The sequence below is a fragment of the Mycolicibacterium aubagnense genome (assembly GCF_010730955.1).
GTDB lineage: Bacteria > Actinomycetota > Actinomycetes > Mycobacteriales > Mycobacteriaceae > Mycobacterium > Mycobacterium aubagnense.
Map to the genome: position 1 here is coordinate 4,645,831 of NZ_AP022577.1, position 12,577 is coordinate 4,658,407.

At 67.6% G+C, this 12,577-nt stretch carries 14 protein-coding genes; 7 read left to right on the top strand and 7 right to left on the bottom strand.

The annotated features are described in order from the left end of the window. Positions 1–27 precede the first annotated feature (27 nt). The 3 genes from G6N59_RS22300 to G6N59_RS22310 all read right to left on the bottom strand — a co-directional run bounded on the left by G6N59_RS22300 (position 28) and on the right by G6N59_RS22310 (position 3,558). Positions 28–1,359, bottom strand: a complete 1,332-nt coding sequence (locus G6N59_RS22300; protein ID WP_163912106.1) for a lytic transglycosylase domain-containing protein — start codon at positions 1,357–1,359, stop codon at positions 28–30. Positions 1,360–1,615: 256 nt separating this feature from the next. Beyond that, positions 1,616–2,248: a DUF1003 domain-containing protein gene (locus G6N59_RS22305; protein WP_234884097.1), complete on the bottom strand. Its 633-nt coding sequence runs from the start codon at positions 2,246–2,248 to the stop codon at positions 1,616–1,618. Further along, positions 2,245–3,558 carry a magnesium transporter MgtE N-terminal domain-containing protein gene (locus tag G6N59_RS22310; RefSeq protein ID WP_138229025.1) on the bottom strand — a complete coding sequence of 438 codons (1,314 nt, stop codon included), beginning with the start codon at positions 3,556–3,558 and terminating at the stop codon, positions 2,245–2,247. The genes G6N59_RS22305 and G6N59_RS22310 overlap by 4 nt, the downstream gene beginning before the upstream one ends. Positions 3,559–3,583: 25 nt before the next feature. Between G6N59_RS22310 and G6N59_RS22315 the strand changes: the two genes are divergently transcribed. Further along, positions 3,584–4,549, top strand: coding sequence for an HpcH/HpaI aldolase/citrate lyase family protein (locus G6N59_RS22315; RefSeq protein WP_138229026.1), 966 nt, complete (start codon positions 3,584–3,586; stop codon positions 4,547–4,549). A 9-nt stretch (positions 4,550–4,558) separates the two neighbouring features. Here the strand turns inward: G6N59_RS22315 and G6N59_RS22320 are convergent, their stop codons facing one another. Both G6N59_RS22320 and G6N59_RS22325 read right to left on the bottom strand, forming a co-directional pair. Beyond that, entirely contained in the window at positions 4,559–4,789 is a 231-nt protein-coding gene (locus tag G6N59_RS22320) for a DUF4190 domain-containing protein (RefSeq protein ID WP_163911593.1), read from the bottom strand. Then, entirely contained in the window at positions 4,786–5,412 is a 627-nt protein-coding gene (locus tag G6N59_RS22325) for a DUF4190 domain-containing protein (protein ID WP_138229028.1), read from the bottom strand. Before G6N59_RS22325 ends, G6N59_RS22320 begins: the two co-directional genes overlap by 4 nt. A gap of 80 nt (positions 5,413–5,492) precedes the next feature. Between G6N59_RS22325 and G6N59_RS22330 the strand changes: the two genes are divergently transcribed. The 6 genes from G6N59_RS22330 to G6N59_RS22355 all read left to right on the top strand — a co-directional run bounded on the left by G6N59_RS22330 (position 5,493) and on the right by G6N59_RS22355 (position 11,065). Then, complete coding sequence (locus tag G6N59_RS22330; protein ID WP_138229029.1) at positions 5,493–5,993, top strand: YflT domain-containing protein; 501 nt, start codon at positions 5,493–5,495, stop codon at positions 5,991–5,993. A 146-nt stretch (positions 5,994–6,139) separates the two neighbouring features. Then, entirely contained in the window at positions 6,140–7,549 is a 1,410-nt protein-coding gene (locus G6N59_RS22335; RefSeq protein WP_179970377.1) for an extracellular solute-binding protein, read from the top strand. Further along, on the top strand, positions 7,546–8,460 hold the full coding sequence (locus G6N59_RS22340; protein ID WP_138229030.1) for a carbohydrate ABC transporter permease: 915 nt from the start codon (positions 7,546–7,548) through the stop codon (positions 8,458–8,460). Before G6N59_RS22335 ends, G6N59_RS22340 begins: the two co-directional genes overlap by 4 nt. Then, positions 8,460–9,296 carry a carbohydrate ABC transporter permease gene (locus tag G6N59_RS22345; RefSeq protein WP_138229031.1) on the top strand — a complete coding sequence of 279 codons (837 nt, stop codon included), beginning with the start codon at positions 8,460–8,462 and terminating at the stop codon, positions 9,294–9,296. Before G6N59_RS22340 ends, G6N59_RS22345 begins: the two co-directional genes overlap by 1 nt. Positions 9,297–9,299: 3 nt before the next feature. Beyond that, on the top strand, positions 9,300–10,475 hold the full coding sequence (locus G6N59_RS22350) for an ABC transporter ATP-binding protein (protein WP_138229032.1): 1,176 nt from the start codon (positions 9,300–9,302) through the stop codon (positions 10,473–10,475). Continuing rightward, the gene (locus tag G6N59_RS22355) at positions 10,472–11,065 is read left to right on the top strand and encodes a suppressor of fused domain protein (RefSeq protein ID WP_138229033.1); all 594 of its coding nucleotides are present in this window, start codon (positions 10,472–10,474) and stop codon (positions 11,063–11,065) included. Before G6N59_RS22350 ends, G6N59_RS22355 begins: the two co-directional genes overlap by 4 nt. Before the next feature lie 6 nt (positions 11,066–11,071). On the opposite strand, the gene G6N59_RS22360 is transcribed toward G6N59_RS22355, so the two are convergent. Further along, positions 11,072–11,350, bottom strand: a complete 279-nt coding sequence (locus G6N59_RS22360) for a hypothetical protein (protein ID WP_138229034.1) — start codon at positions 11,348–11,350, stop codon at positions 11,072–11,074. Between the two features lie 85 nt (positions 11,351–11,435). After that, entirely contained in the window at positions 11,436–12,542 is a 1,107-nt protein-coding gene (gene corA / locus G6N59_RS22365) for a magnesium/cobalt transporter CorA (protein WP_163911596.1), read from the bottom strand. Positions 12,543–12,577 lie beyond the last annotated feature (35 nt).

Below are 12,577 nucleotides of genomic sequence, written 5' to 3' on the forward strand. Positions count from 1 at the left end.
CCTGCCGGTCAGCACACCGGCAGTTGGTCACTGTAGGCCCGGGAAGGCTGGTCCCGGCGGCGGTCCGGGATCCGCGGGTGCGGCGGCGGGGCCGGGTGCCGCAGGGACCGCAGCGGGTGCAACGGCGGGGCCGGGAGCCGCTCCGACCGGGCCGGCGGCCGGGGTGCCCACACCCACGGCGGTCACCGGAATGGGTCCCCCGAAGGCGGGAGCCGGGGCCGGCGCCACGGGTGCCGGCGGCGGCGCGAGGGGAGCCTGCGGCAGCAGGAACGGTGGCAGATTGAACGGGTTCGGCGGCTGCTGCGCGTCCAGCGCCGGGGCGTCCGCAGCGGGAATGGGCGCCGCGCTCGGGGCAGGTCCGCCTTGCAGGCAGAACACCGCGCAGTTCTGTTTCGGCTCCGCCGGGCCAGGCAACGGACCCATGCGTCCCATCTGCAGCGCGGGCGTCAACGCCAAGGGATCGTCGGACGGCAGTCCCATCGCGTTGATGGGCAGGCCCGGCCCGAGCCCCTCGGGGTTGTCGAGGTGCTGGTCGCCGATGGCGGGCGGCGGGCCGACGATCGGCGGCAGATCGACCGGTGCGATACCGGTGACGTAAGCCTTCGCCCAACCGAGCACGTTCTGGGCGTAGGGCATCGAGTTGTTGTAGCGCAGGATGGCGGTCAGCACCTGGGACGGATCACGCAGGTTCAGTCCGCCACTGCACAGGTAGCGCGCCGCGGCGAGGGCAGCGTCGTAGACGTTCTGGACGTCGGGCTTGCCGTCGCCGATGGCGTCCGCGGCATACCGGGCCCAGGTGCCGGGCAGGAACTGCATGGGGCCCAGTGCGCGGGCGTAGGTCACCCGTCCGGCCGCGATGGTCTGCACAATGACCTCGTTCCCGGCCAGCGTGCCGTCCAGAACAGGTCCGAGGATCGGGGTGAGCGCGGTGCCACGCGCATCCGTGGCGCCACTGTTGGCGTGTCCGGATTCGATGCGTCCGATACCGGCGAGCAGGTTCCAGCTGATGCCGCAGCCCGGGGCGTTGGTTGCCATGATCTTCTCGGCGGTGCGGTAGGCGTTGAGCACGATCGGCGGAATCCGCAGCCCGCCGGGCGCCATCACCAGCGAGGCCGGCGGCGGCGACAGGGTCGTGGTCGGGTCCATATGCAGGGCGCGCGGAACTTGATCGGACGCCACCACCGTCATACCGGCCCGGTTGCGGGGGCCGGGGGTGGTGGGTGTGACGGCCGCCAGTGGCGTGACACCCGCGGTGGCGCTGTTGTGCGCTGTTGTTTGCCGAGTCGGCGCGGAACCGCCGACGGCGAGCATCAGAACGAGCGGCGCGACGACCGCGACGCCGGCCAGTGGGCGGCGCATTGCCCGGGCGATCCGGCGGCGGCGGCCGGGGACGGCTTCGTCAGCCGGAGCAGCTTCGTGGCCGACCGCGGCGTCGTAGTCCTCGACAGGGTCGGCTACCAGCGCGGAGTCACCGAAAAGTGCGTGCGAGTCAGTGGTAGGCGCAGCGTCGTCCGCGGAATCAGCGGTGTCGCCCCCGATAAGCACTAAGCCATCCTATGGAAGTGGAATACCGGAGTGACCCCGGTGACATGTGTTGTGATCCAAGTCACCATACCTACTCTGCGGGCGGTTGGCGTAGCAATGTTTCCGCAGAATGGAAACTCTCATCGACGGCTGTGGCGGGGCCGGCCGCGGAGTCGCCGAAAGTCTCGTTTTCCTCGGCCGGCGGACGTGACTTTCCGGTCTTGCGTTTGCCGGATCCGCCCTTGCCGCCGTTCTGCTGAGCGATCAGCGTCCGCAACTCGTCGAGTTCACGGCGGAGGTAGTCACGGGTGGCCACCTCGCCGACGGCCAACCGCAACGCAGCCAGCTCGCGGGCCAGGAATTCGGTGTCGGCTTTGGTCTGCGCCGCGCGCCGGCGGTCCTCTTCGAGCGCCACCCGGTCCCGGTTTTCCTGGCGGTTCTGGGCCAGCAAAATCAGGGGCGCCGCGTATGCGGCCTGTGTCGAGAACGCCAGGTTCAGCAGGATGAACGGGTACGGGTCGAACTGCAGGCTGATGGCGATCAGGTTGAAGGCGATCCAGATGATCACGATGACCGTCTGGATGAGCAGATATTTGCCCGTGCCCAGGAATCGGGCGATCCCCTCACTGAACTGACCGACCGCCTCGACGTCCACGCGCGGGGTCAGCCGGAAGCGGGACGTGCGCGGGATGTCCAGGCGCTGTCGTGCCGAAGGCTCGCTCACCGGCCTGCTCCCGAGATGTTGTCGGTGATGGCCTGGATCGAGCCGGGCCCTGGTTCGTCGGCGCTGCGCCAGCCGGCGGGCAGCAGGTGGTCGAGCAGGTCGTCGACGGTGACGGCGCCCAGCAGATGATTCTCGTCGTCGATCACGGGCGCGGACACCAGGTTGTAGGCGGCGAAGTATCGCGTCACCTCGGCCAGCGAGCTGGTTGGGGACAGCACCGGCAGATCGGTGTCGAGGATGCCGCCGACTTGGGTGGCCGGCGGTTCGCGCAGCAGCCGCTGGGTATGCACGACGCCCAGATAGCGTCCGGTCGGCGTCGCGGTCGGCGGCCGGGCCACGAACGTCATGGACGCCAGCGCCGAGGTCAACTCGGGGTCGCGGACGCGGGCGAGCGCCTCGGCGACGGTGGTGTCTGGGGTCAGGACGACGGGCTCGGGCGTCATCAGACCACCGGCGGTGTCAGGGGAGTGCTGCAGCAGGCGGCGCACCGGCTCGGCGTCGTCGGGGTCCATCCGGTCCAGCAGCACGGCGGCGCGGGTGGCGTCGAGCTCGCCGAGCAGGTCGGCGGCGTCGTCGGGGTCCATCTCTTCCAGCACGTCCGCGGCGCGCTCGGTGCCCAGCTGGTTGAGCAGTTCGGCCTGCTCGGGTTCGGAGAGCTCCTGCAGGATGTCGGCCAGCCGCTCGTCGTCGAGAGCCCTGACCACTTCGTGACGGCGTTTGGCCGGCAGGTCGCGTAGCGCGTCGGCGACCTCCACGGGACGCTGGCCGTCGAACTGCTCCAGCAACTGGGCCACGCCCTGACCGGGCAGCGCGAGCGCCGACGGCGTCAGTCCGATGACGTTCTGCCAGTCCACCACGTGCACCGTGGTGCGCCGGCCCAGTCGGCGGTGACGCACCGCGACGCGGGTGACCAACCAGTCGCGCGACCGGGTCTGCTCGATGGCGAGGTCGACCACGACGACGTCGAGGCCGGCGAGCTGTTCGAGCTCCGGATCCTTGACGCGGACGCGAGTATCCAAGATCTGCCCGAGGACCAGAGCCTCGCCGGGGCGCTGCTCGAACCGGCGCAGCGAGATGGTCGCTCCCGTGAGGGTGATGGAGTTGTGCTCGATGGAGGTCACCCGCAGGATCGGGACGAATATTCTGCGGCGCGTGGTCAGTTCCACGACGAGGCCGAGCACCCGCGGTTGCTGGCGGACGACGCCCATGCTCACGACCACGTCGCGCACCCGGCCGACTGATTCCCCGTCGGGACCCAGCACGACCAATCCAGCGAGTCGAGCCACGTAGACCCTGTTGACCGCCACCATGCACCACAGGGTAGAGAGTGGGGTTGTGGAGAACGTGTATCGGCCCCGCCGTACCTGCCTTTCTGTTCCGGGCAGCAGCGACAAGATGATCGCCAAGGCCAAGACCTTGCCGGCCGATCAGGTGTTCCTCGACCTCGAGGACGCGGTCGCAGCCGACGCGAAGGCCGCGGCGCGCACCCGGGTGGCGCAGGCGTTGTGCGAGCCGGGGTGGGCGGGCCAGCTGCGCGGACTCCGGGTCAACGACTGGACCACCCCGTGGACGTACGCCGACGTGATCGAGGTGGTCACCGCGGTCGCGCGCGGGGGCGGCGAGCTTGATGTCATCGTGCTGCCGAAGGTCAGCGATGTCTCGCACGTGCAGGCGCTCGATCTGCTGCTGACCCAGCTCGAGCGCACGCATGGGCTGCCCGTCGGCGGCATCGGCATCGAGGCCCAGATCGAAGACGCCAAGGGGCTGACCAACGCCAACTCCATCGCCGGTGGCCCACGGGTGCAGGCGCTGATCTTCGGGCCCGGCGATCTGATGGCCAGCCTGAACATGCGCACCCTGGTCGTCGGGGAGCAGCCCGTCGGCTACGGCGTCGGCGACGCTTATCACCACGTGCTGATGACGATTCTGGTGGCGGCGCGGGCGCACGGCATCAATGCGATCGACGGCCCGTATTTCAAGGTGAAGGACACCGAGGCGTTCACCCGGGTCGCCGGGCAGACCGCGGCGCTGGGATACGACGGGAAGTGGGTGCTGCACCCCGACCAGATCGCCGCCGGAAACGAGATCTTCAGTCCGCGCCAGGCCGACTACGACCATGCCGAGCTGATCCTCGAGGCCTACGAATGGCACACCTCGCAGGCCGGTGGTGCCCGCGGTGCGGTGCTGCTCGGCGACGAGATGATCGACGAGGCCAGCCGCAAGATGGCGCTCGTGATCGCGGGCAAGGGACGTGCCGCCGGGATGACGCGCACCGGCGCGCGGTTCAGCCCGCCGGCGTGAGCGGGTCGGCTACGCGCCGAGAACCAGCACCACCAGGAACAGGTTGAGCAGGAACGCCAGGGCGCCGCACACGATGCCGCTCAGCGCCAGAGCGCGGCCTCGCGTGCCACTGCCGGGGATCCGTTCGTAGGCGACCACGCCGAGTCCCACGCCGATGAGCGCCACGGGACCCAACACCACACCGGCCAGTGCGCACACGACCGAGCCGACCGCCAGTCGATTGACCCGTGCGCCGATCACAAGTTCGGATCTTGGTGAATCGCCCAGTCGTAGAACAGCGCGAAGCCCAGCAGGCCGAGGACAATGGACACGCCACCGATGGCGATACCCGCGATGGCCATGGTGCGGCCGTTGGTGCGCTGCCGGCCCTTGCCCTGCATCACGGCCACGATGCCGAGGCCGATGCCCAGCAGCGAGATGACCGGACCGATGAAACACATGAAATAGAGCGGCAACGCGACGAGCGAACACACCAGTGATCCGATGGCCATGCCGTCGTTCGACGACGGCGGCGGGTACGACGAATACATCGGGGGCGGCAGGAAGCCGGACGGCGGCGCGAACCCCGGTGGTGGGCCGTACGGCGCGCCGGGCGGGGGACCGTAGAAGCCCGGCGGCGGGCAGGGAGGCGCGGCAAACGGGCCTGGCGGTGGCTGGGGTTGGAACTGGGGCTGGGGCGCAGGCGCGGGCGGACCCTGCTGCCAGGGCGCCGCGGTGGGCCCGGGCTCTTCGAGCGCCGGGTACTCATACACCGGGTAGTCGCTGGTCGCTTCGGCGTCGGTGCCGGACGGCGGGGCCGACGGACCGGCCGGCCGCGACGGATCCCAGGAGGGCTGCCCTGACTCCGCGCCCGGACTTGTCATGCCGACCAACCTAGCCTAAGAGATGATGGCATCGTGGTAGCAGAAATGCGTTCCGCGGCGAGTGACAGGAGACCAGGGGCATGACGAATCCGCTGCAGCCCGACCGGACCCCGGGCCCGGGCGGACAGCCCGGATTGCCGACCCCGCCAAAGGGCTGGCCCATCGGGTCGTACCCGACCTATGCGGAAGCACAGCGGGCCGTCGATTACCTGTCAGACCAAGAGTTTCCGGTCCAGCACGTGACCATCGTGGGTGTGGATCTGATGCAGGTCGAGCGGGTCACCGGGCGGCTCACCTGGCCGCGGGTGCTCGGCGGCGGCATTCTGACCGGGGCGTGGCTGGGCCTGTTCATCGGGCTGGTTCTGGGGCTTTTCGGCACCAACGCGTGGGGATCGTTGCTCACCGGCCTGATCGCAGGTGTGTTCTTCGGCTTGATCACCTCCGGCGTGCAGTACGCGATGTCGCGTGGCACAAGAGATTTCAGCTCCACGATGCAGCTGGTCGCCGGACGGTACGACGTGTTGTGCGATCCCGTGTGCGCCGAGCAGGGCCGCGACCTGCTGGGGCGTCTGTCGCTCTGAGGCCGTCGGCACCCGCCGCCTGATCCGCTCTTCACGCCGCCACTGAGGCACATGATCGGCTCCTGACGTCGTCGATATGTTGCATGGCGCACCTTCTGCGCTCTACGGTTTGCGCGCGGGAGGTTCCCGTGAGACAGGAGGCGTCCGTGGTGCGCGCGGGAAAGCTGCGGGCTGCGCTGGCAGCAGGTGCGGCGGCGTGCACGGCCGCCACCTTGGTGTCCGCCTGTGGGTCCGGTGCGGGCGGCACTGTTGTCAATGTCTACACGTCGGCCAATGAGATGGCGACGTTCTCGGCGCTCGCCAAACGGTGCACCGCCGAGATGAATGGCCGCTTCAGCATCAAGCAGATCAGCCTGCCCAAGGGCGCCGATGACCAGCGGCTGCAGCTGGCCCGTCGGCTGACCGGCAACGACAAGAGCCTCGACATCATGGGTCTGGACGTGGTGTGGACGGCCGAGTTCGCCGAGGCCGGCTGGGTTGTGCCCCTGGCCGACGACCCGGCCGGGAAAGCGGAAGCCGACGCCGCCGACGACACGTTGCCCGGACCGTTGAAGACCGCGCTGTGGAAGGGCCGGCTGTTCGCCGCGCCCATCACGACCAACACCCAGATGCTGTGGTACCGCGCCGATCTGATGCCCGAGCCGCCGGCCACCTGGGACGAGATGGTGGCGCAGGCGACCCGGCTGCATGCCGCCGGTGGACCCAGCTGGATTGCCGTACAGGCCAAGCAGTACGAGGGCCTGGTGGTGTGGTTCAACACCTTGCTGACCAGCGCCGGCGGCAGCGTGCTGTCCGACGACGGCAAGACCGTCACCTTGACCGACACCCCCGAGCATCGGGCCGCGACCGTCAGGGCGCTGCAGGTCATCAAGTCCGTGGCCACCGCGCCCGGCGCCGACCCGTCGATCACCCAGACCGACGAGGGGACAGCGCGGCTGGCGCTCGAGCAGGGTAAGGCCGCGCTCGAGGTGAACTGGCCGTTCGTGCTGCCGTCCATGCTGGAGAACGCGGTCAAGGGCGGCGTGCCGTTCCTGCCGCTGAACGAGCGCGCGGACCTCAAGAGCGCCATCAACGACGTCGGCACGTTTGCGCCCGACGACGCGCAGTTCAACACTGCCTACGACGAGAGCAAGAAGGTGTTCGGCTTCGCGGACTACCCGTCGGTGCAACCCGGGGTGCCGGCCAAGGTCACCATCGGTGGGCTGAATCTCGCTGTGGGCAAGGACAGTACGCACAAGGCGGAGGCCTTCGAAGCCATTCGGTGCATGCGCAGCGCGACCAACCAGGAGTACACCTCGGTGGAGGGTGGGCTGCCCGCGGTGCGCGCATCGCTGTACGACGAGCCCAAGTTCCAGGCCAAGTACCCGCAGTACGCGGTGATCCGTCGTCAACTCGCCGATGCCGCGGTGCGGCCCGCCACGCCGCAGTATCAGGCTGTCTCGACGCGGATTTCGGCGACGCTGGCACCGATCACCAAGATCGACCCAGAGGCCACCGCTGACAAGCTGACCTCCGAGGTGCAACAGGCGATCGACGGCAAGGGGCTGATCCCGTGAGCGAGGCTCGCCGAGCGAACAGACCGGCCCCGGGCCGCATCGACAACCCAGAGCGGCGACTCGCATACGCGTTGATCGCGCCCGCTGTGCTCGTGATGCTCGCGGTCGCCGCGTACCCCGTCGGCTACGCGGTGTGGCTGAGCCTGCACCGGGACAACCTCGCGGCGCCGGGGGAGACCCGGTTCGTGGGGCTCGACAACTACGCGACGATCCTCACCGACCATTACTGGTGGACGGCATTCGTGGTCACCCTCGGCATCACGGTGGTGTCGGTGGCCATCGAGTTCGTGCTCGGCATGGCGCTGGCGGTGGTGATGCACCGGACCATGTTCGGCAGCTCTGTGGTACGCACCGCCATCCTCATTCCTTACGGCATCGTGACCGTAGCCGCTTCTTACAGTTGGTATTACGCGTGGACGCCGGGCACCGGATATCTCGCGAACCTGCTGCCCACGGGCAGCGCTCCGCTCACCGAGCAGTTGCCGTCACTGGCCATCGTGGTGCTGGCCGAGGTGTGGAAGACGACGCCGTTCATGTCGCTGTTGCTGTTGGCCGGGCTGGTGCTGGTGCCCCAAGATCTGCTCGATGCCGCCCAGGTGGACGGCGCGGGCCGCTGGCAACGATTCGCCAAAGTGACTCTGCCGCTGATGAAACCGGCCATCCTGGTCGCCCTGCTGTTCCGCACCTTGGATGCGTTCCGCATCTTCGACAACATCTACGTGCTGACCGGCGGCACCAACAACACCGGCTCGGTGTCGATCTTGGGTTACGACAACCTGTTCAAGGCGTTCAACATCGGGCTGGGATCGGCGATCAGCGTGCTGATCTTCGCCACCGTCGCGATCATCGCGTTCATTTACATCACGATCTTCGGTGCCTCGGCGCCCGGTGCGGAAGCCGAGGTGCGGTGATGAGCGATCAGACTCGTGGCGGCCGGTTGGCCGGTTGGGGTGTGGTCAACGTCCTGGTGGTGGTCTACGCGCTGCTGCCGGTGCTGTGGATTTTCTCGCTGTCACTCAAGCCGACGTCAACGGTCAAGGACGGCAATTTGATTCCGCGTCAGGTCACGTTCGACAACTACAAGGGCATCTTCACTGGCGGCGGCTTCGGCTCGGCGCTGGTCAACTCGATCGGCATCGGGCTGATCACCACCGCCATCGCGGTGACGATCGGCGGCATGGCCGCGTATGCCGTGGCGCGCCTGGCCTTTCCGGGCAAGCGGCTGCTGGTCGGTCTGGCGTTGTTGATCTCGATGTTCCCCCAGATCTCGCTCGTGACACCGCTGTTCAACATCGAGCGCACCGTCGGGCTGTTCGACACCTGGCCGGGCCTGATCCTGCCGTACATCACCTTCGCGCTGCCGCTGGCGATCTACACGCTGTCGGCGTTCTTCCGGGAAATCCCTTGGGATCTGGAGAAGGCCGCCAAGATGGACGGCGCCACGCCGGGGCAGGCGTTCCGCAAGGTGATCGCGCCGCTGGCCGCCCCCGGCATCGTCACCGCGGCGATCCTGGTGTTCATCTTCGCCTGGAACGACCTGTTGCTCGCGTTGTCGCTGACGGCCACGCAGCGGGCCATCACGGCGCCGGTGGCGATCGCGAACTTCACGGGCAGTTCGCAATTCGAGGAGCCGACCGGATCCATCGCCGCCGGGGCGATGGTCATCACGGTGCCCATCATCATCTTTGTTCTGATCTTCCAACGACGGATCGTCGCGGGCCTGACGTCCGGTGCGGTGAAGGGGTAAGTCATGGCCGAAATCGTTTTGGACCACGTCACCAAGAGTTACACCGGTGGGGCGACGGCCGTGCAGGACCTGTCGCTGACCATCGCCGACGGTGAGTTCCTCATCCTGGTCGGGCCGTCGGGGTGCGGAAAGTCGACGACGCTCAACATGATCGCCGGGTTGGAGGACATCAGCTCCGGCGAACTGCGCATCGGTGGCGAACGGGTCAACGAGAAGGAGCCGCGGGACCGGGACATCGCCATGGTGTTCCAGTCCTACGCGCTGTACCCGCACATGACAGTGCGGCAGAACATCGCGTTCCCGCTCACCCTCGCGAAGATGCCGAAGGCCGAGATCGCGGCCAAGGTCGAGGAAACCGCGAAAATCCTTGACCTGACCCCGCTTCTGGACCGCAAGCCCGCCCAGCTGTCCGGCGGCCAGCGTCAGCGCGTGGCGATGGGCCGCGCCATCGTGCGCAGCCCCAAGGCCTTCCTGATGGACGAGCCGTTGTCCAACCTGGACGCCAAGCTGCGGGTGCAGATGCGCACAGAGATTGCCCGCCTGCAGGCCCGGCTGGGCACCACCACCGTGTACGTCACCCACGACCAGACCGAGGCGATGACGCTGGGAGACCGGGTGGTGGTGATGAGCGGCGGTGTCGCGCAACAGGTCGGCACGCCCGACGAGCTGTACAACCAGCCGGCGAACCTGTTCGTCGCGGGCTTCATCGGTTCCCCATCGATGAACTTCTTCTCGGCCAGCCGGACCGATGTCGGGATTCAGCTCCCGTTCGGCGAAGTCACCTTGAGCGACGAGGCGCGGGCGGCGCTGGACCAGCACCGGCCGTCGGCCGACCTGATCGCCGGCGTGCGCCCCGAGCAGTTCGACGATGCCTCGGTGATCGACGCCTATGCGCGCATCCAGTCACTGACCTTCGAGGTCGATGCCGAGCTGGTGGAGTCGCTCGGCGCCGACAAGTATGTGCACTTCCGGATCGAAGGTGCCGGCGTGCAGGCTGCCCAGCTGGAGCAGCTGGCGCACGACACCGCGGACGCCGGCTCGAGTGAGAACACCTATGTGGCACGGGTTTCGGCCAAGTCGTCGGCGACCGCGGGCAGCAAGGTCGAGCTCGCGCTCGACACGTCCAAACTGACTCTGTTCGACCCCGCCACGGGCCGCAACCTGTCATTACCGCAGTGACCGACGTTCTCGGAGCGGTAAAGGCCCATGTGGCGGGGTATTTCGCCGGGCGCGGCAGCACCGCCGAGCCGGTGGGCGCCAGCGTCACCTTTCTCGGTGCCGACCCCATCGAGGTGCTGCGCTTCGGCCCGACCGACGATGACGTGTATCACTATGTTTCCCAAGGGTGTTCGCGGTATCCCATGGCGGACCCGACGGACATGATGGCCGACGGGATCAGTGGTCCACGTGCGGAATCAGTGCTTTCCCTGCGTGGCCCGACGCCCCCGGGTCTGGCCCGCTCGATCGCGATACTGGCGTCCGCGCCGACCGTCGAAGGCCTGATCCTCGAGCCGGATGCCCTCATCGACCTTCAGGGACCTGTATGGCAGGGTGCGGCGTTCACCGCATTTCTGTTGGGCACCAGCGACATTGGTGAGGTTGCGCTACCCGAGCCGTACCAGCCGGTGCGGATCCTCACCGCGACGCCGATCACCGCCACCGAGGCCGCCTGGGTGCGGCTCAAGGGCGCCGACGCGATGCGCGAAGCCTGGCAGCAGGACGGCGTCGACGTCCTCGATCAACGCCGCCGCGCTGCCGAGCCGAGTTGACCGGGCTTAAGACGCGTTGTTCGGACAGGTGACATCAGCCCACACGACGTCGCCCTCGGCCGGTTCGTCCGAGGACGGGTTGTTGACCCTGACCACCGAGCAGCGCGGCAGCAGCGTCGGCTTGTTGCCGTTGAGCCAGTTGATTCTGACGATGTAGCCCTCGGCCTCGAGGTCTCTGATGACGGCGTCCGCGCCGTTGGCGTGGGCGGCCGGCGCGGCGACGCCGGCAAGCGCAGCACTCGCGAAGGCGACTGCCACCGCGAGGGACGTGGTTCCGATTTTCATCTCGAAATCATGCCTGACCTGCGTCATTCGGTGTTGCGTTTTGCGAAAGATGCCGTTCGGCTCCGCGTTGCCGTCGGTTCACGAGCTAGAGCCAATGGTTGCGCCGGAAGGTCCGGTACAACCCTGTGCACACCGTCGCCATGACCGCCAGGACTACGAAATACCCGTAATGCCAATGCAATTCGGGCATGTTTTCGAAGTTCATGCCGTAGATGCCGGCGATCATGGTCGGCACCGCGGCGATGGCTACCCACGCTGAGATCTTGCGCATATCGACGTTCTGTTCCATCCCGACTTTGCCGAGAGCGGCCTGCACCAGGGAACTGAGCAGGTCGTCGAAGCCGGTGATCCGGTCGGCGGCCTGGCTGTTGTGGTCATTGACGTCGCGGATGTAGCGCCGGACCTCTTTCGAGATCAGGTCGTTGTGATCGGACAGCAAGCGCTGTAAGGCCATGGTCAGCGGGTTCACGGAATGCCGCAACTCGACCACCTCGCGCTTGAGCAGGTAGATGCTCTCGATGTCGGTCTGGGCGTGCGACGAGAACACGCTCTGCTCGACGGTGTCGATGTCGTTTTCGACCAGCTGGGTCACATCGAGATAGCTGTCCACCACATGGTCGGCGATGGCGTGCATCACCGCGTACGGTCCGAGCCTCAGAATGCCGGGCGTCTGCTCCAACCGATGCCGCACCCCGGCCAGACCGGTGTGTTCTCCGTGCCGGACGGTGACCACGAATTCGGGGCCGACGAACACCATGATCTCACCGGTCTCGACGATCTCGCGGGCGTTGACCACCGATTCGTGTGCCACGTAGCTGACCGTCTTGAGTACCAGGAACAGGGTCTGGTCGTACCGCTCCAGCTTGGGTCGCTGATGTGCGCAGACCGCGTCCTCGACGGCCAGTTCATGCAGCTCGAAGACGTCCGCGACGGCCTGCATCTGATGGTGGTCGGGCTCGTGCAGCCCGATCCAGACGAACGCGTCTTGTCCATCGGCGCGCAGTTCCCGCACCTTGGCGACCGCGGCGCCGTGGGTGTACTTGCCCGGGAGGCGCGCCCCGTCGACGTAGACACCGCAGTCCACCATGGCGCGCGCGACCGGCACGTGGATGGAGCTGGCATCAGGGCCGGTAGCGGCCTTCTTCGGGGTGGGCCGGAAGTTCGAAGGTTGTAGTGCGCGAAACGAGGGCATGCGGCAAGACCTCCCGTGGGGCGGACTGTGTAGGC

Excerpts from the sequence above, each read along its gene's own strand:
- G6N59_RS22360 (WP_138229034.1), bottom strand. The coding sequence starts at position 11,350 with ATGAAAATCGGAACCACGTCCCTCGCGGTGGCAGTCGCCTTCGCGAGT.
- G6N59_RS22325 (WP_138229028.1), bottom strand. The coding sequence starts at position 5,412 with ATGACAAGTCCGGGCGCGGAGTCAGGGCAGCCCTCCTGGGATCCGTCG.
- corA (WP_163911596.1), bottom strand. The coding sequence starts at position 12,542 with ATGCCCTCGTTTCGCGCACTACAACCTTCGAACTTCCGGCCCACCCCG.
- G6N59_RS22345 (WP_138229031.1), top strand. The coding sequence starts at position 8,460 with ATGAGCGATCAGACTCGTGGCGGCCGGTTGGCCGGTTGGGGTGTGGTC.
- G6N59_RS22310 (WP_138229025.1), bottom strand. The coding sequence starts at position 3,558 with ATGGTGGCGGTCAACAGGGTCTACGTGGCTCGACTCGCTGGATTGGTC.
- G6N59_RS22350 (WP_138229032.1), top strand. The coding sequence starts at position 9,300 with ATGGCCGAAATCGTTTTGGACCACGTCACCAAGAGTTACACCGGTGGG.
- G6N59_RS22330 (WP_138229029.1), top strand. The coding sequence starts at position 5,493 with ATGACGAATCCGCTGCAGCCCGACCGGACCCCGGGCCCGGGCGGACAG.
- G6N59_RS22300 (WP_163912106.1), bottom strand. The coding sequence starts at position 1,359 with ATGCGCCGCCCACTGGCCGGCGTCGCGGTCGTCGCGCCGCTCGTTCTG.